Genomic DNA, 20,959 nt, shown 5'->3' on the forward strand with positions numbered 1-20,959 from the left:
TCCGGTGCACCGCCGCCAGGGCCCCCGCACCCCCGCAAGGGACGTACGGGACCCGCAGACCGGAGAAAACCGATGGCTACCATCTCACCCGACATACAGAGGAGCCGGCGCGCCAAGAGCGCGACCCGCCCGGGCGACCGCATCTTCAGCGGTCTGTCCAAGGGCTCCGGCATCACCCTCCTCGTGATCATGGCCGCGATCGCGGTCTTCCTCACCTACCGTGCCGCCCTCGCCATCTCGGAGGACAGCACGAACTTCTTCACCACCTTCGAGTGGAACCCGGCGAACACCCCGCCGGTCTTCGGCATCGCCGTCCTCGCCTTCGGCACCCTGGTCTCCTCGGTCATCGCGATGGTCATCGCCGTGCCCGTCGCGATCGGGATCGCCCTCTTCATCTCGCACTACGCCCCGCGCAAGCTGGCCAAGCCGCTCGCGTACGTCGTCGACCTGCTCGCCGCCGTGCCCAGCATCATCTACGGCCTCTGGGGCGCGATCTTCCTCGTCCCGTACCTGGACGGCCTCAACAAGTGGCTCGACCAGTTCATGGGCTGGACGTACATCTTCGACAAGTCCCAGGACGGCGTCGCCCGCAACCTCTTCACCGTGGGCATCCTCCTGGCGATCATGATCCTCCCGATCATCACCAACGTGACCCGCGAGGTCTTCCTCCAGGTCCCGAAGATGCACGAGGAAGCCGCCCTCGCCCTCGGCGCCACGCGCTGGGAGGTCATCCGCATGTCGGTGCTGCCCTTCGGCCGCTCCGGCATCATCTCCGCCTCCATGCTGGGCCTCGGCCGCGCACTCGGCGAGACCATGGCCGTCGCCGTGGTCCTCTCCCCCAGCTTCGTCATCTCGGGCCACCTGCTCGACCCGGGCGGCGGCACCTTCGCGCAGAACATCGCCGCCAAGTTCAACGAGGCCAACGAGTTCGGCCGTGACGCGCTCATCGCCTCCGGTCTCGTCCTCTTCGCCATCACCCTGCTGGTCAACGGCGCCGCCCGCTGGATCATCGGCCGCCGCAAGGAGTACTCGGGGGCAGCGGCATGAGCCACGCCATACAGGAACGTCCGGTCTCGGTGGCCCCGCGCCGCGACCCCCTCTCGCACGCCCGGCTCCCCCGCTGGACCCCGGCCGCCATCGCCGCCGGCTCCATCGCCGCGGGCATCGGCATCGGCCTCGGCGCCGGCTGGCACAGCAAGGTCCAGTGGGGCCTGATCGCCGCGCTGCTCTTCGTCCTCGTCACCTTCGCCGTGACCACCAAGGTCGAGGGCCGCCGCCAGGCCAAGGACCGCGTCGCCACCAGCCTCGTCTGGGTGTGCTTCGTCCTCGCCGTGATCCCGCTGGTCTCCCTCGCCTGGGTCACGATCAGCAAGGGCGCGCAGGTCCTCGACCTCTACTTCCTGACCCACTCGATGAACGGCGTCCTCGACGCCGAGGCCGGCGGCGGCGTCTACCACGCGCTGCTCGGCACCATCGAGCAGGTCGGCATCGCGACCCTGATCGCCGCGCCGATCGGCCTCCTGACCGCCGTCTACCTCGTCGAGTACGCCGGCGGCGGCAGGCTCGCCAAGGCCGTCACCTTCTTCGTCGACGTCATGACGGGCATCCCGTCGATCGTCGCCGGCCTCTTCATCCTCGCCACCTGGAACCTGATCCTGGGCTTCGGCCCCTCCGGTTTCGCCGGCGCGATGGCCCTCGCCATCCTGATGATGCCGGTCGTGGTCCGCTCCACCGAGGAGATGCTCAAGCTCGTCCCGAACGAGCTCCGCGAGGCCTCCCTCGCCCTCGGCATCCCCAAGTGGCGCACCATCCTGAAGGTGGTCCTGCCCACCGCGATCGGCGGCATCACCACGGGCGTCATGCTCGCGGTCGCCCGCATCACCGGTGAGACGGCCCCGGTCCTGCTCCTCGTGTTCGGTACGAAGCTGATCAACCCGAACCCCTTCGAAGGCGCCCAGTCCTCCCTGCCGCTCTACGTGTACGAGCAGTACGCGGTCGGCACCGACGCCGCCGTGGCCCGCGCCTGGGCCGCCGCGCTCGTCCTGATCGCCTTCGTCATGATCCTCAACATGGTGGCCCGCGGCATCGCCCGCTGGAAGGCCCCGAAGACCGGCCGCTGACGCGGCACTCTGGAAGTGAATTGATATGGCCAAGCGAATCGACGTCAGCGGCCTCTCCGCCTACTACGGCGCCCACAAGGCGATCGACGACATCTCGATGACCGTCGAGCCCCGCTCCGTGACGGCCTTCATCGGCCCGTCCGGCTGCGGCAAGTCCACCTTCCTGCGCACCCTGAACCGCATGCACGAGGTCACCCCCGGCGGCCGCGTCGAGGGCAAGGTGATGCTCGACGACGAGAACCTGTACGGGACGAACGTCGACCCGGTCGCCGTGCGCCGCACGGTCGGCATGGTCTTCCAGCGCCCGAACCCCTTCCCCACCATGTCGATCTTCGACAACGTGGCGGCGGGCCTGCGCCTCAACGGCAAGTACAAGAAGTCCGAGCTCAGCGACATCGTCGAGCGGTCCCTCAAGGGCGCCAACCTCTGGAACGAGGTCAAGGACCGCCTGAACAAGCCGGGCTCCGGCCTCTCCGGCGGCCAGCAGCAGCGCCTGTGCATCGCCCGCGCCATCGCGGTCGAGCCGGACGTCCTGCTGATGGACGAGCCCTGCTCCGCCCTCGACCCGATCTCCACCCTCGCCATCGAGGACCTGATCGGCGAGCTGAAGGAGCGCTTCACGATCGTCATCGTGACGCACAACATGCAGCAGGCGGCCCGCGTCTCGGACCGTACGGCCTTCTTCAACCTGGCGGCCGTCGGCCAACCCGGCAAGCTGATCGAGCTGGACGACACCGAGCGCATCTTCTCCAACCCGAGCGTCCAGGCGACCGAGGACTACATCTCCGGCCGCTTCGGATAAGACCCGTCTTGTGGTGCTGCATGGCGGTGCCACCACAAGACGAAGGGCCCGGCTCCCCCACAGGGGAGCCGGGCCCAACCATTTCCCGGGGGACCCGGTGCGGGGGTCCTACCCGAACAGCAGCTGCACCACGTAGTAGCTCGCGGCAGCGACCAGCGCCGCCGCCGGCATCGTGATGAACCAGCCCATCACGATGTTCTTCGCGACGCCCCAGCGGACCGCGTTGACGCGCTTGGTGGCGCCCACACCCATGATCGCCGAGGTGATGACGTGCGTCGTGGAGATCGGCGCCTTGAAGACGTACGCCGTGGTGAACATGATCGCCGCGCCGGTGGTCTCGGCCGCGAAGCCCTGCGGCGGGTCGAGCTCGATGATCTTGCGGCCGAGGGTCCTCATGATCCGCCAGCCACCCGCGTACGTACCGAGCGAGAGCATCACGGCACAGGAGATCTTCACCCATACCGGGATCGGGGCGTCGGCACTCTGCACGTCGCCGATGACCAGGGCCATCACCACGATGCCCATCGTCTTCTGCGCGTCCTGGAGGCCGTGGCCGAGCGCCATGCCGGCCGCCGAGACGGTCTGTGCGATACGGAAGCCGCGCTTGGCCTTGTGCGGGTTGGACCTGCGGAACATCCACAGGATCACGGTCATCACCAGGTAACCGGCGATGAGGCCGACCACCGGCGAGAGGAACATCGGGATGACGACCTTGTCGATGACGCCGGACCAGATGACCCCCGTGCCACCCGCGAGCGCCGCGCCCACCATGCCGCCGAAGAGCGCGTGCGAGGAGGACGAGGGAAGACCGAAGTACCAGGTGATCAGGTTCCAGACGATCGCGCCCAGGAGCGCGGCGAAGAGGATGCCCATCCCCTTGTCGCCGGTCGGCGTCTCGATCAGGCCCTTGCTGACGGTGTGGGCGACGCCGCTGCCGAAGAAGGCACCCGCCAGGTTCATGACGGCCGCCATCGCCAGCGCCGCCCGGGGGGTCAGCGCCCGGGTCGACACCGAGGTGGCGATGGCGTTGGCGGAATCGTGGAAGCCGTTCGTATACGTGAAGCCGAGCGCGACACCGATGGTCACGATCAGAGCGAAGGTGTCCACGAAGCTCAGGACTCCTTGACCGCGATGGTCTCCACCGTGTTGGCCACGTGCTCGAAGGCGTCGGCCGCCTCTTCCAGCACATCCACGACCTGCTTGAGCTTCAGCACCTCGATGGCGTCGTACTTGCCGTTGAAGAGGTGGGCGAGCAGCTTGCGGTGGATCTGGTCCGCCTGGTTCTCGAGACGGTTGACCTCGATCCAGTACTCGGTGAGGTTCGCCATCGTCCGCAGGTTCGGCATGGCCTCGGCGGTCAGTTCCGCCGCACGGGCCAGGACCTCGATCTGCTGCTCGACACCCTTGGGGAGCTCTTCGATGTTGTAGAGGACGACCAGGTCGACGGCCTCTTCCATGAAGTCCATGATGTCGTCGAGGGACGAAGCGAGGGAGTAGATGTCCTCGCGGTCGAACGGCGTGATGAAGGAGGAGTTCAGCTGGTGGAAGATCGCGTGGGTGGCGTCGTCACCGGCGTGCTCCGCTGCCCGCATCCGCTCCGCGATCTCGGCCCGGGCGGAAGGCTCCGCTCCGAGCAGTTCCATCAGGAGCTTGGAGCCCGTGACGATGTTGTCCGCGGACGCGGCGAACATGTCGTAGAAGCTCGTCTCCCTGGGGGTCAGACGAAATCGCACGTGAGGTCCTCGGGGTGCTGGAATTCGGTCAGGCTGATGCTAGGCGCATCATCCGGCCACGGCTAACCGGCGTCTCTCAGTGTCGCCCATCAGGCACAGTGAACTGCAGCGGGCCCCCGCCCGGACCGGCGGGGATCGGTACCATATACCCACGAGGGGTATACCACCCCTTATCTGGACAACGGGAGGACGCGATGACGACCACCGAGACGGACCAGGTCACCCCCGATTCCGTCGGGGCCGTCGAGCCGGCCGACCACGCGCACGGACACGATCACGGCGTGCACGGCTACCACAAGCAGAAGGACGAACACCTCAAGCGGCTGCGCCGGATCGAGGGCCAGATCCGGGGCCTCCAGCGCATGGTCGACGAGGACGTCTACTGCATCGACATACTCACGCAGGTCTCCGCCTCGACGAAGGCGCTCCAGTCCTTCGCCCTCCAGCTCCTGGAGGAGCACCTGCGGCACTGCGTCGCGGACGCGGCGGCCACCGGCTCGGGCATCGACGAGAAGGTCGAGGAGGCCACGAAGGCCATCGCCCGCATGCTGCGCACCTGAGGCGGACGGGGCGGGGGCGGACCGTCACGGTCAGCGCCCTCCCCGTCCGGCGGGGCGCACCGCACCTTCGGCGCCTCTCCCCGTCCGGCGGGGCGCACCGTACCTTCGGTGTCCCTCCGCGGCCGGCGGGCCGGACCGTACCGTCAGTCCGCCTCCGCCGCCCGCTCCGCCTCCACCCTCAGCACCTCGTCGATCCGGTCGGCGCTGAGCCTCTCCCCGTCCGCGGCCGACGCCGCGATGATCAGCTCGCCGCAGAGCTCGATCTCGGCGAGGGCGACGCAGTCCGGGTCTGCGGGCACGGTTGCTGTACCGGGCGGGGCCACGCGCATCCACCTCTTCCTGCCGGCGTCGGTCTCCCAACGGCATCCCAGCGTAGGGACGGGCCCACGCACCGCGCATGACACGTCTGGACCATTTGCCGATGGTCCGTGCCGCCACCGGGCCGCCGCGTCAGGTCTCGATCTTCCCGGCGTAGATGTCGCGGTGGTCCGGCAGCGTCACCTCGACGGGGACCCCGAAGCCGTACAGCAGCGTCGTCGAGGCCACCGCGACGATCCGGCCCTGGTTGCTGAAGCTGAACTGGTGGCGCACCTTCCGCAGCCGCCCCTCCGCGTCGAGGTACGCGTCGAAGGGCACCGTGTCCTTGGCGAACCCTTTCGCCGCCGCGGCCAGCGCCCCGCGCAGCTGCGGCGAGGCGGCCCGGGCGGCGTGCGCGATGTCGGCGACCCCCCGGTAGTGGCTGACTTTCACCCCTGCCAGATCGACCTCGCCGAGGTACGCGACCTCACGGACGCCCCGCAGCAGCTCCGCCGCGGCGGCCGGGTCGGTGGCCCCGCCGGTGACGAGGTTCCCGTCGTCGAGGGTGGTGGTGTCGACGCGGACCCACTTGTCGGCGGGCACTCCGGCGCCCCGGTTCTTCATGTAGAGCGCGCCGGGGGTGAGGAGCTCGGTGATCGGCCGGTGCTCGCTCGCCCCCGCGGGGTCCTTCGGCAGCAGCACCTGGAGCCGCCCGGTGCTGCGCCGGAAGTCGTAGCCGCCCTCGCCCCTGATGGTGACCCGGGTCCCGCCGGAGGCCATCTCCATGGAGGTGCTGGCCTTGGAGGTGCCGGCCCTCGCCAGCGCGTCGGCGGCGTTCCGTACGGCGAGGGCGGGGTCGGCCGCCGGCTTCGGGTCCCCGGGTGCGGCGCAGCCCGTGACCGCCGCGGCCGTGACGAGGGAGCCGACCAGGACGGCGGTGACGGCGAACGCCCCGCTCCCCGAACCCCGCGGACGCCCGTACCCCTGCTCCACCATCGCCGCCAACCCCCAACGCCTCACCGCTGTTTGCCCGGGACCCGCGCCTCCCCGGGACCCGCGGGTCCGGGGACACCCGCCCCGCATAACGACGGTGGGGGCGTGCCGTCACGCGCAGTACGGTGGTGGGGTGCACGCCCAGGGTTCCTCCCACACCACGACGACGACGGAGCGCGGCTCGTTCGCGCTGGCACGGTGCAGCTGCGGCTGGACGGGCCCGGCCCGCAGATCCCGCGACAAGGCCCGTACGGACGCGGCGGAGCACCTCCGTACCAGCGGCTCCTAGGCCGCCAGGTCCTTCTGGCCGGTGCCGCCGGCGGGGCCGCCGAGGCGGGGCTCGGGGATGCCGACGGCCTCGGGGCGGCGGGCCGCGTCGGCACGGCGGGAGCGGACGAGCCGGGCTCCGCGGCCCGAGCGGGCGACGGCGGAGACGACGGGTGTCAGCAGGGCGAGCGCGACCGGGGCGAGGAGCAGCGCCACGGCCGTGCCGAGGGCGAAGCCGCCGATCACGTCGGTCGGGTAGTGCACGCCCATGTAGACCCGGACGAAGCCCTCGGCGAGGGCGAGGGCGATGGCGGCGAGGCCGAACCTGCGGTGGGCGACGAAGAGGCCGACGCCGAGCGCCATCGTCAGCGTGGCGTGGTCGCTGACGAAGGAGAAGTCGGTCTTGCCCGCGACGAGGACCTCGAGGCCCTGGTGGTCCTTGAAGGGTCTGGGGCGCTCCACGAAGCCGCGGATGGGGATGTTGACCAGCAGGGCGATGCCGGCGGCCAGCGGGGCCCAGACGAGGCCCGCGACGGCCGAGACGGAGTCGGTGAGGGCGCCGCGCCGGCGGACGCTCCACCAGCACCAGAGCACGACGAGGACCATCCCGAGCACGATCCCGTACTCGCCGACGAACTCCATGACGCGGTCGAACCACGGCGGAGCGGCCTTGGCCAGTCCGTTGATGTCGTAGAGCAGGCTGACATCGGGGTTCGAGCCGTCCGATGCGAGTCCAGCCATCTGCTGCGGCCCCTTGCTCTCGTGTCTGGTTTCCAACCCCCGTGGTCAGAGTGGTCGGATCAGGGAACGAACCGCCTGAGGCGCACGTTCCGCTCTCTCCGGTGGATCATGACGACGTTATCGAAGAGTGACGGTCGACCGCAGCTCAGGGCCCGTGCATGACGGAGAGTTCCGGCCATGCCCGATACGCCCGAAGGGCACCGCGTCCGCCGACGCGAGCGGCGCCCGCCGGCAGGAACGGCACCCGACGGCCCGTCTGCTTCCCTCAGGCCTGCGGAAGATGGGTGGGCAGCGCCGCGGCGCCCTCGCTGGTGACCCGGGTGGCGCCGAAGTAGTCAGGGGTGTCGATCCGGTCGAATCGAATCACGGCCCCGGTGCGCGGAGCGTCGATCATGTAGCCGCCGCCGACGTAGATGCCGACGTGCCGGATGGCCCGCGAGTTGGTCAGGTCGTCCGAGAAGAACACCAGGTCGCCCGGGAGCAGCTCGCCCCTGCTGGGGTGCGGGCCGGCGTTGTACTGGTCGTTGGCGACGCGCGGCAGCCGCACGCCGACGGTGTCGTACGCGGCCTGGGTGAGCCCGGAGCAGTCGAACCGCCCGTTCTGCGCGGCCGTGCCCGTCCCGCCCCAGAGGTACGGGGTGCCCAGCTTCCCCTGCGCCCACTGGATGGCCGCCGCGGCCTGCTGCGACGGCGCGAGGCGGCCCGCCGGGCGGGCGAAGCTCTTCTCCAGGGACCGGATGATGCGCACGTAGTTCTGCGTCTCGCTGATCGGCGGCACGCCGCCGTGCCGGATCACCCGGTACGCGCCCGCGTTGTACGCGGCCAGCATGTTGCTCGCCGGGTCCCCGGGCACGTCCTTCACATAGCGGGCGAGTTCGCAGTCGTACGAGGCGGCGGAGGGGATGGCGTCCTTCGGGTCCCAGATGTCCCGGTCGCCGTCCCCGTCGCCGTCGATGCCGTGCCCGGCCCAGGTGCCGGGGATGAACTGGGCGATGCCCCGGGCGTCGGCCGGGGAGACGGCCCGCGGGTTCCAGCCGCTCTCCTGGTAGAGCTGGGCGGCGAGCAGGGCCGGGTTGATGGCGGGGCACAGGTTCCCCCACCGCTGCACGAGGCCCTGGTAGAGGGCGGGGACGGCCCCCTTGGCGAGGGCGACGGCCCCGCCCTTGTTGCCCACACCGCCGGCGATCCCGGCCGCCGCGGAGTACGTGCCGACGACGAGCAGTGCGACGAATCCGAGACAGACCCCCAGGGTCCCGCCGGCCCACATCCACGCCTTGCCAGCCCTACGCACCGTCAACCACCCCTCGGTTCATGGCAGTACGCCCGGACGGTCAGTCTAGGCGGCGGGGTGCCCCCGAGGGGCGCCTCGCGCACACTTCGCCCAACACGGCCCCAAGAGTGCAACAACGACAATCATTGCCCGGAGTCACTCTCCGTGATACACAGAGTGACCATACGCTTCTTCGCATAGAAACCGGCCACACCACCGCAGGTCAAGACGGTCAGATCGGTCAAGTGTGCGGGGATCGGGTAAAGAGAGCCGCCAAGCCGTCACACGTGAGCGGTTTCATCAGCGAAGATAGGGCGATGACCCATGCCGTCCGGCAGGGGCGACCAAGTACCCAACAGGGGCGGTGAGTTACATGTACCTGGCGGCCGAGAAGGGCGACATCTCCACCATCATCGGTGGAATCGCCCCGAACTGGGGGCCTTTCGGGAGCCTCGGCGCCGAGGCCAAGGTGATGATCGAGGTCGTGATGGCCGTGGCCATCCTGCTCTGCCTCGGCATCGCCATCTGGGGAGCGGCCAAACAGCGCATCGGCGCGACCGCCCTCCGTGACACGTTCAGCGCGGAACAGGGCAAGGGCCTGATCGTCGCCGGCCTGACCGGCGTCTTCATCATCGGATCGCTGGGGACGCTGTTCACCATCGTGTACGGGATGGCCGTCTGATCTCCCCTCGGACCCGACCTTCCTGAGAATGCGTTCCCTGATGCCCAGTCATGGTGAAGCACGGCCGTACCCGCGAACGAGTGAGGGGGCGTACCCGGCATGAGTCCCGGCGACGAGCACGACAGCTTCGGCGGCGTGGGCGGCTCGGGCCAGACCCGGACCCGCCTGCCCGAGGGCAACAGCGGCGACGTCTACGGCGGCGCCCGCCGCCCCGTCCGCAGCTCCCGATCCCTCCTCACGGTCGTGAGCGTGGTGGTCGTCCTCGTCGCCGCCATCGCCTTCGCCAACCGCGGCGGAGGCAAACCCGCGGACGCGGCCGGCGCCCGCTCCGGCACCCCGGGCAGGACGGCCCCCACCTCCGCGACGGGCGTCCGCCCCGTCACCGGCAAGAACGGCACGATCCCCACGGGCTACGCCCACGACGACCAGGGCGCCCAGAGCGCGGCGACGAACTTCGCGGTGGCGCTGGGGTCGGTGGAGATGTTCCAGAACGGTCCCCGCCAGGCCATCGTGCGCGCCATCCACGACCCCGCGATCGCGGACGGCCTCGTGCGGCAGCTCGACGCCGCCTACACGGCCGACTTCCTGGCGGGCATCGGGCTCGACGCGAACGGCGCCGCCCCCTCCGGTCTGACCTTCGTGTCCCGCACGATCCCTGTCGGAACCAAGGTCAAGGACTACACCGACACCTCCGCGATCGTCGAGGTCTGGTGCACCGGCCTGGTCGGCCTCGCCGGCCAGGGCTCGACCAAGCCGGTCACGTCCACCTGGTTCACCCTCACGGAGAAGCTCAAGTGGGTCGGGGGCGACTGGCGCCTGGAATCCTCCACGCAGGCCGAGGGCCCCACCCCCGTCAACGGCGACAACCGCGCCTCCACGGCCGACGAGATCGCCGCGGCCGTCGAGGGATACGGAGGCTTCACCTATGCCCGCTAGTCGAAGCCTCGCGAAGCGCGCGACCGCCGCACTCGCCGTCGCCCTCCTCAGCGCACCGCTGCTGTTCGCCTCCACCGCCCAGGCGGCGCCCACGCCGACCCCGGCGGGACCGACGCCGACCCCGAGCGCGAGTGACAACCCCTGCGGTCTCATCGTCGGGCAGGCCCGGGAGCTGTGCGAGAAGGGCCAGACAGGCGGCACGGGCGGTGGCTCCTCCGTCACCGATCCCACCTCCGCCCTCGACCCGCTCACCTCCCTTTCCCGCGGCTTCGCCGACGCCGCCGTCGCGACCATCGACTTCCTGTCCAAGGGCATCAAAGAGACCGCCGACGTCGACTTCACCAACATGCAGTTCCTCGGCCGCTACGCCATCGTCTTCGCCGCCGCCACCTTCCTCACCCTCCTCCTCTGGCTCCTCGCCGTCGCCAAGCGGGCCGTCCGCGGCGTCCCCCTCACCACGGCCCTCTCCGAGGCCATCGGCTTCCTCTGGCTGACGGTCCTCGCCTCCGCGTTCACGCCCCTGATCCTCTACACCGTCGTCAACGCCACCGACGCCATCACCGAGGTCATCGCCTCCGGCACCGGCCAGCAGACCGACATCTTCTTCGGCAGCTTCAAGGAGGCCCTCCAGAAGGGCGACAGCATCGGTGGCGGCCCCATCATGCTGATCATCGTGTCCCTGGTGACCGTCCTCGCCGCCGGCGTCCTCTACCTGGAGCTGTTCCTCCGCGCCGTCCTGCTGTACGTCGGCGCCCTCCTCGGCGTCGTCGTCTACTCCGGCCTCGTCGACAAGAACATGTGGGGCCACGTCCGCCGCTGGGCCGGCATCATGATCGCGGTCATCCTGGTCAAGCCGGTCATCGTGATCGTCCTCGGCCTCGCCGGCGCGCTGTCCTCCGACACCGGCCCCAACTCGGTCTCCGCCGTCGTCTCCGGCCTCTCGATCATCCTCCTGGCCATCTTCGCCTCCGCGATGATCTACCGCTTCGTCCCCGGCTTCGGCGACGAGATCGCCGCCTCCCGCAACAACCGCCTCCACCGCGCCGGCGAGAACGCGGCCGCCGCCGTCATCTCCTCCCCCGCGTCCCTCGTCTCCCAGGGCATCAAGACCCACAGCACCCGCGACAGCGGCGGCGGCCAGTCCTCCGGCTCCGCCCCCCGCCCCGCCAACCCCGTCTCCGGCGGCATGGCCGCGCACAGCAGCCGCGGCGGAGGCGGCGGCACCGGCGGCGGCTCCACGCCCCCGCCCCGTAGCAGCAGTCCCACCGCGGGTACCCCGCACAGCAACCGCAAGAACTCTGGAGGTGCAGGGCGTTGACGACCCAGTCCCAGCCGGTCGCGCCCCGCCGCACGTATCTCGTCGGCCGTGCCCGGCCGAACGCGATCGTCGGCAAGAACCGCGAGACCGGCGAGATCGCCCTGATCATCGTCGGCGCCTTCCTCGGCATGATGAGCGGACTCCTCGTCCCCGCCCTCCCCCTGCGGATCGCTCTCCTCGCGGGCCTGCCCATGCTCGCGATCGCCGCCGTGTACCTCCCGTACAAGCACCGCACCTTCTACAAGTGGTTCGAGATCAACCGCAGCTACAAGCGGATGCTCAAGCGCGGCACGGCCTACCGCTCCATCGCCGCCGAGGCCGGCACCCGCCTCGACGGCCGCGAGGTCGAGATCGGCCCGCCCCCCGGCATCGGCAACGTCGGCTGGCTCGCCGCCCCCTTCGGCCCGGACGAGATCGCCGTCCTCCTGCACGCCGACCGCCGCACCGTCACCGCCGCCATCGAGATCGAGGGCCCCGGCGTCGGCCTGCGCGACAGCGAGGACCAGGAGGCCCTCGTCGACCGCTTCGGCACCCTCCTCAAGCACGTCGCCAACGGCGACGGCTTCGTCACCCGCCTCCAGATGCTCGCCCGCACCCTCCCCGCCGACCCCGACGCGCACGCCAAGGACGTCGGCCAGCGCGGCGACCCGCACGCGCCCGCGTGGCTCCAGGAGTCCTACGACCAGCTCCAGTCGATGGTCTCCACCTCCAGCGAGCAGCACCGCGCCTACCTCGTCGCCTGCATGCACTACACCCGCGAGCTCGCCGCCGAGGCCAACGCCATGGCCCGCGCCGCCCGCCACGCCTCCGGCGCCCGCAAGCTCGACCGCGACGCCGGCCTCGCCGTCGTCATGGCCCGCGAGCTCACCGACATCTGCGCCCGCCTCGCCGAGGCCGACATCCGCGTCCGCCAGCCCCTCGGCCAGTCCCGGCTCGCGTCCCTCGTGCACTCCATGTACGACCCGGACCACCCCATCGACCACATCCAGGCCATGACGAAACGAAACGCTTGGCCCGCCGAACTGGACGCGATGGAGCCGACGTACCTCCAGGCCAAGACCCGCGAGTCCTCCACCCGCGCCCCCTGGTGCCACGCCACGGCCTGGGTGAAGGAGTGGCCGATGACCCCCGTCGGCGTCAACTTCCTCGCCCCGCTCCTCGTCCACACCCCGGACGTCATCCGCACGGTCGCCGTCACCATGGACCTGGAGCCCACCGAGGTCGCCATCGAGCGCATGCTCACGGAGAAGACCAACGACGAGGCCGACGCCAGCCGGGCCGCCAAGATGAACCGCACGGTCGACCCGCGCGACATCGCCGCCCACGGCCGGCTCGACCAGCGGGGTGAAGATCTCGCCAGCGGCGCGGCAGGAGTGAACCTCGTCGGGTACATCACGGTGTCGTCGCGTTCGCCCGAGGCCCTCGCCCGGGACAAGCGCACGATCAGGGCCTCCGCCGGCAAGTCGTATCTGAAGCTGGAGTGGTGCGACCGCGAGCACCACCGGGCCTTTGTGAACACCCTGCCGTTCGCGACCGGCATCCGCCGCTAGGGCCGAAGGGGCACAGACCCATGCGAGATCCGCTGTCCGTCCTCACCGAAGCCTTCACCTCCTTCCTCTTCGGGAAGGTGGAGACGACCCGCCTGCCCGTCCGCACCTCCACCGGGCAGGCCCAGGCCGTCTACCTGCCGACCGCCGCGCCCGGCCTCGGCGACTCCGGCGTCATCATCGGCCGCGAGGTCTACAGCGGGAAGGGCTACATCTACGACCCCTTCCAGCTGTACGGGCAGCAGCTCCCCGCCCCCCACTGGCTGGTCCTGGGCGAGTCCGGCAACGGAAAGTCGGCCCTGGAGAAGACGTACGTGCTCCGCCAGCTCCGCTTCCGCGACCGGCAGGTCGTCGTCCTCGACGCCCAGGGCGAGGACGGCGTCGGCGAATGGAACCTCATCGCCCAGGAGCTGGGGATAACCCCCATCCGCCTGGACCCGATGGTCGCCAACGACGCCGGGATCCGCCTCAACCCCCTCGACCCCTCGATCACCACCACCGGCCAGCTCGCGCTGCTCCGCACCATCATCGAGGTGGCGATGGGCCACGGCCTCGACGAGCGCTCCGGCTTCGCGCTCAAGGTCGCCCACGCCTACGTCACCGAGCACACCACCGACCGGCAGCCGATCCTCACCGACATCGTCGAGCGGCTCCGCCACCCGGAGGCCGAATCCGCCGAGGCGATGAACGTCGACATAGACGACGTACGGGCCTGGGGCCTGGACGTCGCCCTCGTCCTCGACCGCCTCGTCGACGGCGACCTGCGCGGCATGTTCGACGGCCCGACCACGGTGGGCATCGACCTCGACGCCCCGCTCATCGTCTTCGACCTGTCCCACATCGACCGCAACTCCATCGCCATGCCGATCCTCATGGCGATCGTCGGCGTCTGGCTGGAGCACACCTGGATCCGCCCCGACCGGAAGAAGCGCATCTTCCTGGTCGAGGAGGCCTGGCACATCATCAACAGCCCCTTCGTGGCCCAGCTGTTCCAGCGCCTGCTGAAGTTCGGCCGCCGCCTCGGCCTGTCCTTCGTCGCCGTCGTCCACCACCTCTCCGACGTCGTCGACGGAGCAGCGGCAAAAGAAGCAGCGGCGATCCTCAAGATGGCCTCCACCCGGACCATCTACGCCCAGAAGGCCGACGAGGCACGCAACACGGGCCGGGTCCTCGGCCTCCCCCGCTGGGCAGTGGAAATCATCCCCACCCTCACCCCCGGCATCGCCGTCTGGGACGTCAACGGCAACGTGCAGGTGGTCAAACACCTCATCACCGAGAAGGAACGCCCGCTCGTCTACACCGACCGCGCCATGACGGAGTCCTCCGTCACGGACCCGGAACTGGAGTGGGAGACCGAGCAGCGGGCCATCCTCATCGAGCAGCAGATGAACGGCACTTCGCAGTCGACGGTGGCGTAGATGGAACCGGAACGGAAGGGAGGAGGGGGAGGGGGCGGGATCTCCGACGGGCTGCTCCTCAGCCTGTTCGCCCTCCTCCTCGGCCTCACGCTCCTGGTGTGGACGGCGACCGGCCTCGCGGGCCTCTTCGCCCACGGCGCCTGGCCGAAGGACGTCGCCTTCACCGGCACCCCCTCGGCCCTCCGCTCCCTGGCGACGGCCCCGACGGACCTCCCGTCGGCCTGGCCGTCCACCCCGCCGGACCAGCTCTCGGGGTACGGCCTCTTCTGGGGCCTGCTGATCGGCGAGGCGATGATCCTCATGGTCCTCGCCGTCTTCGTCCTCGGCACCCTGACCCGCTGGCGCGCGGTCCGCGCGAAGCGGAAGGCGGGCGCGTACGAAGCGCGGCCGAAGCCGGTACGGGAGGAGGCGAGCGTACGGGAGGAGCCGGCCGCGCCTCCGGCCCAGCGCCGCCCGACGGAGGAGCAGCCCCCACCGCGGGAAGAACAGCCCCCGGCGAGGACGGAGGTGACCCCACCGGTCACCCCGGCCCCCATAACCACCCCCGGCACCGTCTACGGCCCCCCGGAGACCCGCAGACCGGCCGCCGTGCAGGCGATCCTGGACGCGGAGGGCCCCGTCCTGGTCGTCACCTCCGACCCCGCCGTCTGGTCCTCGACGAAGGACGCGCGCGGCAAACTCGGCCCGGTCCTGGTCCACGACCCCGGCCACCTCTGCGACACCCCCGCCCGGCTCCACTGGTCACCGGCCGAGCACTGCGAGGACCCGGCGGTGGCGCAGGAACGCGCGATCGCCCTGCTCGCCCCCGTACGCCCGCACGCCCGCCTGGACGCGGCCACCGCCGACACCGCGGAGACCCTCCTGCGCTGCTGGCTGCACGCCGCGGCCGTCGACGGCCGGCCGTTCCGGCAGGTCCACCGCTGGGCGCAGGGCGCGGGCGCCCACGAGCCCGTGCGCATCCTCCGCAGCCACCCGAAGGCCGCCTCGGGCCTGGCGGGCGTCCTGGAGTCGGCGCTCACCGCACACCCCGAAACCCGCCGCCTGGCACAGGAACTGACGGCCCGTGCGCTGGAGTCCCTCTCCTCGATCCACATCAGGGAGGCGTGCGTACCGAATCGAACTGATTCGCTGGCGCTCGCATCTTTCCTCGGTGAAGGGGGCACGCTCTACGTGGTGGGCGAGGCGATCGAGGATCCCCGCACCCACCCCGGCGCGATGCCGCTCCTCACGGCCCTCGCCGCAAGCGTGGTCGAGCACGGCCGCCGCATGGCCGCACGGTCATCCGACGGTCGGCTCGACCCACCACTGACCCTCGTCCTCGACGACGTGGCCGCGGTGGCACCCCTCCCCCAACTCCCGGACCTCCTGACCACGGGCACCCACCAGGGCCTCCCGACGCTGGCCTTGATGCGCTCGGAGGAACAGGCAAGGTCCCGCTGGCGAGACCCCGTTGTGGGCAATCGTTCCTCCCCCGGACTTCGTCCGGGAGGTGCCCCCTGGGCGGAACGGGTGGGCACAACGGAACGGCGCCCCTAGCCGGGCCTAGGCTCCCGCGCCTGACCCCGCACCCGCCGACGGCCGCACCATCTCGTACTCCAGCTCCTGGGCCGTCTCGTCCCCCGGCACCGCCACCCGCTCCCCGGTCGCGACGAACCCGAACCGCCGGTAAAAGGCGGCGGCCCGCCCGTTCTCCTCGTGGACGTACAGCCGCACCCGCTCGATCACCGGCTCGGCCAGCGACCACGACCACTCCACCCCCGCCCGGAACAGCGCGTCGATGACCCCCGTCCCGCGCGCCCCGGGCCGTACGTACACCGCGACGATGTGCGTCTGCTCGGTCTTCGCCGCCTCACCGAACCGCACCTCGTCCGAAGGCCGTTCCAGGAGCAGCGAGATCGTGCCGGCCCAGCTGCCGTCCGGCGCCTCGGCCACGAACTGCCTGACCTTCCCGTCGCCGGTCTCGGACGCGCCCTCCGCCCGCTCCTTCCAGAAGGCGTCGGGCCGCTCGACGGCCGCCTCGTACGTGTCGAGGAACGCCAGGTGCGCGATCGGGTCCTGGAGGGCGGCCAGCCGGATCTCGCGGGTCTTCTCCCACTCGTCGGCGCGGATGGTGCGTATCGAATAGTCCATGCCGCCGATCCTGACGAGCCCCCCACCCCCCTGACAAGGCCATTTCCCCCGCCGTAGTACCGGGGTACGACCCACGCCCCCGCACACCCGCCCCAGGTCCGACGCCCGGCCCGCCCGCCATGGGGATGATGGCGGGGTGACCGAGGAGACCCCGCACCCGCTGCCCGCCACGACGGGCCCGAGCCGGTACGCCCAGCGCCTCCTCGCCCGCGTACGGGCCTTCGACACGCGCCACCCCTGGGTGTGGGACGCCACGGTCACCCTCACCTGGACGGTCGCGGCCCTCGTGGACGCCGCCGGCGGCTGGCGGACCACCGCCGTCGACCCGTCCGTCCCGGTCTGGCTCGTGGTCACCCTGTCCCTGGCCCTCTCCGTGCCGCTGTACTGGCGCAGGCGCCACCCGACGGCCGTCCTGGCGGTGATGGCCTGCGCGGCGCTGGTCGGCGACGCGTCGGGGGCCTTCCTCCAGTCCGCGTACCTCCAGATGGTCCCGGTCTTCCACATCGCGCTCAGCCGCCCGCCCCGCGCGCTCCTGTGGGCCCTGGCCCTGCTCCTGCCGCCGCTCGTGACGGGCGCGGTCCGCTTCCCCCCGGGCGCCGTGGACCAGCGCGTCGTCCCCGCCCTGTGGGCGTACGCCCTGGCCGCGCTCCTCGGCATCGCGGTCCGCTCCCGCAGGGACGAACGCGCCCACGAGGTCCGTCTCGCCGCCACCGCCGAACGCGCCCGCATCGCACGCGAGATGCACGACATCATCGGCCACAACCTGGCCGTCATCACCGGCCTGGCGGACGGCGGCCGGTACGCGGCGGCGAAGAACCCGGAGCGCGCCGCCCAGGCCCTCGAAGCCATCGGTACGACGAGCCGCCAGGCCCTCGCCGAACTCCGCCGCCTCCTCAGCGTCCTCCACGAGGAGGGCGACGAGGGCGACCGGAGCGACGGACCGGCAGCCCGCACCCCGCAGCCCGCCCTGACCGACCTGGAACGCCTCATCACCGGCGTACGGAAAGCCGGCCTGCCGGTCCGGGCGGAGCTGTCCCCGACCGCACCCGCCCTCTCGGCGGGCGCTCAACTGACGGTCTACCGTGTGCTCCAGGAAGCCCTGACGAACACCCTGAAGCACGCGGGCCCCGGCGCGACGGCGTCCGTCCGCCTCTCGTACGGCCCCGGGGCCCTGGAGATGGTCGTCACCGACACCGGCACACGGTCGACCGCGCCCGGCCGGGGCCACGGCATCACCGGAATGCGCGAGCGCGCGGCCCGCTACGACGGCACACTCGAGACCGGCCCGCTGCCGACCGGCGGCTGGCGGGTCGCGCTCCGCATCCCCCTGGAGGACCCGACCTCGTGACGACCGTACTCATCGCGGACGACCAGCCGATGCAGCGCCTCGGCTTCCGCATGCTGCTCGAGAGCCAGGACGACATGACGGTCGTCGGCGAGGCGTCGAACGGCACGGAGGCGATCCGCCTGGTCGACCTGCACCACCCGGACGTCGTCCTGATGGACATCCGGATGCCCGGCCTGGACGGCATCGAGGCCACGCGCCGCGTCGTCGCCACGGGCGCCCCCACCCGGATCCTGATCGTCACGACCTTCGACCTCGACGAGTACGCGTACGACGGCCTCCGTGCCGGCGCGAGCGGCTTCCTGGTGAAGGACGCCCAGCCGGAGGAGCTCCTCGCGGGCATCCGCGCGGTGGCCGCCGGCGACGCGGTCGTCGCCCCGAGCCTGACCCGCCGCCTCCTGGACGCCTACATCCACCACCTGCCGCCGTCCGCGACCGCCCGGCCCCCCGAGGAAGACCCCCGTCTCGCGCCGCTCACGGACCGGGAGCGCGAGATCCTCACGGTCATCGGCAGGGGCTGGAGCAACGCGGAGATCGGGGAACGCCTCCACCTGGCGGAATCCACGGTGAAGACCCATGTGGGCCGCATCCTCGCCAAGACCGGCACCCGCGACCGCGTCCAGGCGGTGATCCTGGCCTACGACACGGGCCTGGTGACCCCGGGGCCGTGAACCTCGGGGGCCGTGTCAGTCCCCTGTCACGGCCTCCTCCCACACCGCCGTCCTGCGGTCCACGCCGTCGAGGCGCGCGCCCGTCAGATCGGCGCGGGTGAGGTTCGTCCTGGTCAGGTTCGCCGCGGGCAGCTGCTTCCCGTCGTCCTTGCCGAGATCGGCGCCGACGAGCCGCGCGCCGGTCAGATCGGCGTCCGTGAGGTTGGCCCCGGACAGCTCCGCGTCGGAAAGGCTGACGGCACCGTCGTCGGGAGAGTTGAGCATGGCCCCGCTGAGGTCGGCGCTCGTGAGGTCCGCCTCGTCGAAGTCGCCGCCGTCCCACCAGACGTTCGCCATGTCGGTGCCGATGAACTCCGAGCGCTCGAACTCCCCACCGGCCAGCACGGCCCCGCGCAGGGTCGCGCCGCCGAACCACACGTCTTCGAAGTCCCCTCTCAGCTGGGCGAACGTGAGGTCGGCGCCACGGAAGTCGGCCTCACTGAAGTTCCCGTCGGTGAAGTCGGCCCCGACCAGATAGGCCCGGCGCAGATCCATGACCCCCTCCCCCTCCACCCCGATGGGCCGCGACCCCAGCACCTTCAGGGCCGCCTGCACGTCCTCGGGCGGCCTGGTGTCGACGTTCTTGTGTGCGGCCTCCACCTTGGCCTTCGCCGGAGTCTTGGCCTTGTCCCGCACATAGGCGCACAGGACCTCGACGATCGCGGGCTGCTCCCGGGGCGAGTCCTTCATGATCCGCTGCAGGGCGTAGATGCTGCTGATCCGGACGTTCACGGAGTCGTCGCCCAGGTTGGCGACGGTGTCGTTGTAGCTCGACGCCACCTGGTCCCGCTCGCTCACCTTCAGCGTGTCCCGGGCCTGGCTGATCGTGATCGCCGTGAACGCCAGCGCGAGCAGCGCCGGAATCGTCGGCAGCGCCGTTGCGATGGCCGTGTACCGCTGCCAGCGCCCGGCTTCCGCCGGCGCCGCCCCGGCCGCCGGCGGGACGGGCCCGGGCGGCGGCGTCGGCACCGGGACGAGAAGCGAGGCGTCGAGCAGCGCGAGCCACCGGGAGGCGTGCAGCCGGTCCTGCAGCTGCGCGAGCAGCCGTACGAGATCGGGCAGCGCGGCCGGCACTCCCTCCCGCAGCACCCGGCCCGAGGCCTCGTGCAGCGTCGCGGCGACGCGCCCGCCGTGCTCCTCCAGTTCGGCCCGCCGTTCGGCGTCCGCGGGCGGCCCGCACCGGGCGAAGTCCCGCAGGGCGGCCCGCAGTTCCGCGACCGCCTCGTCGAGGACGGATGCTTCGGGAGCGGGCGTACGAAGGGCCTCACGGCACGCGCCGAGCGCCGCGAGACAGGCCGACAGCGGCGGCTCCTGCCGCGCCCACGCCGCGAACTCCCGGACGGCGGCCCGCCGGATCCACCAGGCGCCGACGACGAGCGCGACGGCGACCCCGAACGCGAATCCGAGCTCGGCCCCCGCCCACCAGGGAACGAAGTCCTCCTCACAGCCCATCAGAAGAGACCAGCCCGCGCAGTCCCCCGCTCCGTCGACGAACCCCCGCTGGCCGAACCACCCGTCGAAGGCCCAGTAAGGGCTCAGGAACCAGTCGCCCGGACCGTTCTCGACGTACGGGTACGCCACGACCCACGTCCCCAGCACGAGCCCACCGACCAGCAGCAGACCCGGCACACCACCGGCCCACACCCGCCGTCCCCACCGCAGCACCCTCGCCGTACGGTCCGCCTCGACCAGCCGCGGCAGCAGGTCGGCCAAGGGTGCCGCGCTCGGCACCCCCTGGTGCCGGCGCAGGGCCACCACCGCCCGCACCGCGGGCCGCAGCGCCTCCGGCCTCCCCCGCACCAGCCGGCGGGGCACCAGCAGAACCCGGCGCCCCGTACGCCGGTGCGGATCCCGGTACGCCGCTCCCCATGCCACACCCCGCCAGAGCAGCACGATCACCAGACTGGTGACGCACACCCCCAGAACGGCCCGGACCCAGTCGCCCCAGGACGCGAAATCCACCTCTGCGTTCCCCCCGGCTCGCACATACCTGTCCCAGAACGCAAAAATGCCTCAACCCCCGGACAGAGTCCAGGGGTTGAGGCTAAAAATTGTTCGGCGGCGTCCTACTCTCCCACAGGGTCCCCCCT

General features: G+C 71.2%; 21 protein-coding genes. 13 read left to right on the forward strand and 8 right to left on the reverse strand.

What is annotated here, in order from left to right; all coding sequences use genetic code 11:
- Nucleotides 1-72 precede the first annotated feature (72 nt).
- From pstC to pstB, 3 genes are read left to right on the forward strand one after another with little or no spacing between them, the layout of a single operon-like run.
- Nucleotides 73-1,047 (forward strand): phosphate ABC transporter permease subunit PstC, encoded by a 975-nt coding sequence (gene pstC, locus GGE06_RS40340; RefSeq protein WP_184933148.1) that lies wholly within the window; start codon nt 73-75, stop codon nt 1,045-1,047.
- The gene (gene pstA, locus GGE06_RS40345; RefSeq protein WP_116159768.1) at nt 1,044-2,120 is read left to right on the forward strand and encodes a phosphate ABC transporter permease PstA; all 1,077 of its coding nucleotides are present in this window, start codon (nt 1,044-1,046) and stop codon (nt 2,118-2,120) included. The genes pstC and pstA overlap by 4 nt, the downstream gene beginning before the upstream one ends.
- A 25-nt stretch (nt 2,121-2,145) precedes the next feature.
- A complete protein-coding gene (gene pstB / locus GGE06_RS40350; protein WP_116159769.1) occupies nt 2,146-2,922 on the forward strand; it encodes a phosphate ABC transporter ATP-binding protein PstB in 777 nt (258 codons plus the stop codon).
- A 108-nt stretch (nt 2,923-3,030) separates the two neighbouring features.
- Here pstB and GGE06_RS40355 read toward each other — a convergent pair whose 3' ends face one another.
- Together GGE06_RS40355 and GGE06_RS40360 are read right to left on the reverse strand one after the other, a co-directional pair.
- A complete protein-coding gene (locus GGE06_RS40355; protein ID WP_116159770.1) occupies nt 3,031-4,029 on the reverse strand; it encodes an inorganic phosphate transporter in 999 nt (332 codons plus the stop codon).
- Between the two features lie 5 nt (nt 4,030-4,034).
- The gene (locus GGE06_RS40360) at nt 4,035-4,655 is read right to left on the reverse strand and encodes a DUF47 domain-containing protein (RefSeq protein ID WP_116159771.1); all 621 of its coding nucleotides are present in this window, start codon (nt 4,653-4,655) and stop codon (nt 4,035-4,037) included.
- A gap of 194 nt (nt 4,656-4,849) precedes the next feature.
- On the opposite strand from GGE06_RS40360, the gene GGE06_RS40365 reads away from it, so the two are divergent.
- Complete coding sequence (locus GGE06_RS40365) at nt 4,850-5,215, forward strand: metal-sensitive transcriptional regulator (RefSeq protein ID WP_116159772.1); 366 nt, start codon at nt 4,850-4,852, stop codon at nt 5,213-5,215.
- A 143-nt stretch (nt 5,216-5,358) separates the two neighbouring features.
- Here the strand turns inward: GGE06_RS40365 and GGE06_RS40370 are convergent, their stop codons facing one another.
- On the reverse strand, nt 5,359-5,544 hold the full coding sequence (locus tag GGE06_RS40370) for a hypothetical protein (protein WP_116159773.1): 186 nt from the start codon (nt 5,542-5,544) through the stop codon (nt 5,359-5,361).
- Between the two features lie 121 nt (nt 5,545-5,665).
- Nucleotides 5,666-6,508, reverse strand: coding sequence for an SCO4651 family lipoprotein (locus tag GGE06_RS40375; protein WP_116159774.1), 843 nt, complete (start codon nt 6,506-6,508; stop codon nt 5,666-5,668).
- Between the two features lie 94 nt (nt 6,509-6,602).
- Between GGE06_RS40375 and GGE06_RS40380 the strand changes: the two genes are divergently transcribed.
- Nucleotides 6,603-6,794: a hypothetical protein gene (locus GGE06_RS40380; RefSeq protein WP_312883480.1), complete on the forward strand. Its 192-nt coding sequence runs from the start codon at nt 6,603-6,605 to the stop codon at nt 6,792-6,794.
- Here GGE06_RS40380 and GGE06_RS40385 read toward each other — a convergent pair.
- Both GGE06_RS40385 and GGE06_RS40390 read right to left on the reverse strand, forming a co-directional pair.
- Nucleotides 6,791-7,513, reverse strand: coding sequence for a phosphatase PAP2 family protein (locus GGE06_RS40385; protein WP_184933150.1), 723 nt, complete (start codon nt 7,511-7,513; stop codon nt 6,791-6,793). The two genes, GGE06_RS40380 and GGE06_RS40385, sit on opposite strands and share 4 nt — an antisense overlap.
- A gap of 265 nt (nt 7,514-7,778) precedes the next feature.
- Entirely contained in the window at nt 7,779-8,780 is a 1,002-nt protein-coding gene (locus GGE06_RS40390; RefSeq protein ID WP_116159776.1) for a C40 family peptidase, read from the reverse strand.
- A gap of 376 nt (nt 8,781-9,156) precedes the next feature.
- Here GGE06_RS40390 and GGE06_RS40395 point away from each other — a divergent pair, with 376 nt between their 5' ends.
- The 6 genes from GGE06_RS40395 to GGE06_RS40420 all read left to right on the forward strand — a co-directional run bounded on the left by GGE06_RS40395 (nt 9,157) and on the right by GGE06_RS40420 (nt 16,220).
- Nucleotides 9,157-9,465, forward strand: a complete 309-nt coding sequence (locus GGE06_RS40395; protein WP_116159777.1) for a DUF8827 family protein — start codon at nt 9,157-9,159, stop codon at nt 9,463-9,465.
- A 99-nt stretch (nt 9,466-9,564) separates the two neighbouring features.
- Nucleotides 9,565-10,401, forward strand: coding sequence for a DUF8175 domain-containg protein (locus tag GGE06_RS40400; protein WP_184933151.1), 837 nt, complete (start codon nt 9,565-9,567; stop codon nt 10,399-10,401).
- Nucleotides 10,391-11,719 (forward strand): hypothetical protein, encoded by a 1,329-nt coding sequence (locus GGE06_RS40405; RefSeq protein WP_184933152.1) that lies wholly within the window; start codon nt 10,391-10,393, stop codon nt 11,717-11,719. The genes GGE06_RS40400 and GGE06_RS40405 overlap by 11 nt, the downstream gene beginning before the upstream one ends.
- Nucleotides 11,716-13,269, forward strand: coding sequence for an SCO6880 family protein (locus tag GGE06_RS40410; protein WP_116159780.1), 1,554 nt, complete (start codon nt 11,716-11,718; stop codon nt 13,267-13,269). The genes GGE06_RS40405 and GGE06_RS40410 overlap by 4 nt, the downstream gene beginning before the upstream one ends.
- 20 nt (nt 13,270-13,289) lie before the next feature.
- Nucleotides 13,290-14,684: an ATP-binding protein gene (locus tag GGE06_RS40415; protein WP_116159781.1), complete on the forward strand. Its 1,395-nt coding sequence runs from the start codon at nt 13,290-13,292 to the stop codon at nt 14,682-14,684.
- Entirely contained in the window at nt 14,685-16,220 is a 1,536-nt protein-coding gene (locus GGE06_RS40420) for a P-loop NTPase family protein (RefSeq protein WP_246533070.1), read from the forward strand.
- A gap of 6 nt (nt 16,221-16,226) precedes the next feature.
- Here GGE06_RS40420 and GGE06_RS40425 read toward each other — a convergent pair whose 3' ends face one another.
- Nucleotides 16,227-16,814: a GNAT family N-acetyltransferase gene (locus GGE06_RS40425; protein ID WP_116159782.1), complete on the reverse strand. Its 588-nt coding sequence runs from the start codon at nt 16,812-16,814 to the stop codon at nt 16,227-16,229.
- A 136-nt stretch (nt 16,815-16,950) separates the two neighbouring features.
- Here GGE06_RS40425 and GGE06_RS40430 point away from each other — a divergent pair, with 136 nt between their 5' ends.
- A complete protein-coding gene (locus tag GGE06_RS40430; protein ID WP_184933153.1) occupies nt 16,951-18,162 on the forward strand; it encodes a sensor histidine kinase in 1,212 nt (403 codons plus the stop codon).
- Nucleotides 18,159-18,830: a response regulator gene (locus GGE06_RS40435; RefSeq protein ID WP_116159784.1), complete on the forward strand. Its 672-nt coding sequence runs from the start codon at nt 18,159-18,161 to the stop codon at nt 18,828-18,830. The genes GGE06_RS40430 and GGE06_RS40435 overlap by 4 nt, the downstream gene beginning before the upstream one ends.
- Nucleotides 18,831-18,845: 15 nt before the next feature.
- Here GGE06_RS40435 and GGE06_RS43930 read toward each other — a convergent pair whose 3' ends face one another.
- A complete protein-coding gene (locus GGE06_RS43930; protein ID WP_184933154.1) occupies nt 18,846-20,831 on the reverse strand; it encodes a pentapeptide repeat-containing protein in 1,986 nt (661 codons plus the stop codon).
- Nucleotides 20,832-20,959 lie beyond the last annotated feature (128 nt).

It is taken from the genome of Streptomyces nymphaeiformis, from assembly GCF_014203895.1.
In the GTDB taxonomy this organism is placed as follows: domain Bacteria; phylum Actinomycetota; class Actinomycetes; order Streptomycetales; family Streptomycetaceae; genus Streptomyces; species Streptomyces nymphaeiformis.

Excerpts from the sequence above, each read along its gene's own strand:
- pstA (WP_116159768.1), top strand. The coding sequence starts at position 1,044 with ATGAGCCACGCCATACAGGAACGTCCGGTCTCGGTGGCCCCGCGCCGC.
- GGE06_RS40370 (WP_116159773.1), bottom strand. The coding sequence starts at position 5,544 with ATGCGCGTGGCCCCGCCCGGTACAGCAACCGTGCCCGCAGACCCGGAC.
- GGE06_RS40390 (WP_116159776.1), bottom strand. The coding sequence starts at position 8,780 with ATGTGGGCCGGCGGGACCCTGGGGGTCTGTCTCGGATTCGTCGCACTG.
- GGE06_RS40425 (WP_116159782.1), bottom strand. The coding sequence starts at position 16,814 with ATGGACTATTCGATACGCACCATCCGCGCCGACGAGTGGGAGAAGACC.
- GGE06_RS40375 (WP_116159774.1), bottom strand. The coding sequence starts at position 6,508 with ATGGTGGAGCAGGGGTACGGGCGTCCGCGGGGTTCGGGGAGCGGGGCG.
- GGE06_RS40365 (WP_116159772.1), top strand. The coding sequence starts at position 4,850 with ATGACGACCACCGAGACGGACCAGGTCACCCCCGATTCCGTCGGGGCC.
- GGE06_RS40395 (WP_116159777.1), top strand. The coding sequence starts at position 9,157 with ATGTACCTGGCGGCCGAGAAGGGCGACATCTCCACCATCATCGGTGGA.
- GGE06_RS40405 (WP_184933152.1), top strand. The coding sequence starts at position 10,391 with ATGCCCGCTAGTCGAAGCCTCGCGAAGCGCGCGACCGCCGCACTCGCC.
- GGE06_RS40400 (WP_184933151.1), top strand. The coding sequence starts at position 9,565 with ATGAGTCCCGGCGACGAGCACGACAGCTTCGGCGGCGTGGGCGGCTCG.
- pstB (WP_116159769.1), top strand. The coding sequence starts at position 2,146 with ATGGCCAAGCGAATCGACGTCAGCGGCCTCTCCGCCTACTACGGCGCC.
- GGE06_RS40420 (WP_246533070.1), top strand. The coding sequence starts at position 14,685 with ATGGAACCGGAACGGAAGGGAGGAGGGGGAGGGGGCGGGATCTCCGAC.
- GGE06_RS40415 (WP_116159781.1), top strand. The coding sequence starts at position 13,290 with ATGCGAGATCCGCTGTCCGTCCTCACCGAAGCCTTCACCTCCTTCCTC.
- pstC (WP_184933148.1), top strand. The coding sequence starts at position 73 with ATGGCTACCATCTCACCCGACATACAGAGGAGCCGGCGCGCCAAGAGC.
- GGE06_RS40385 (WP_184933150.1), bottom strand. The coding sequence starts at position 7,513 with ATGGCTGGACTCGCATCGGACGGCTCGAACCCCGATGTCAGCCTGCTC.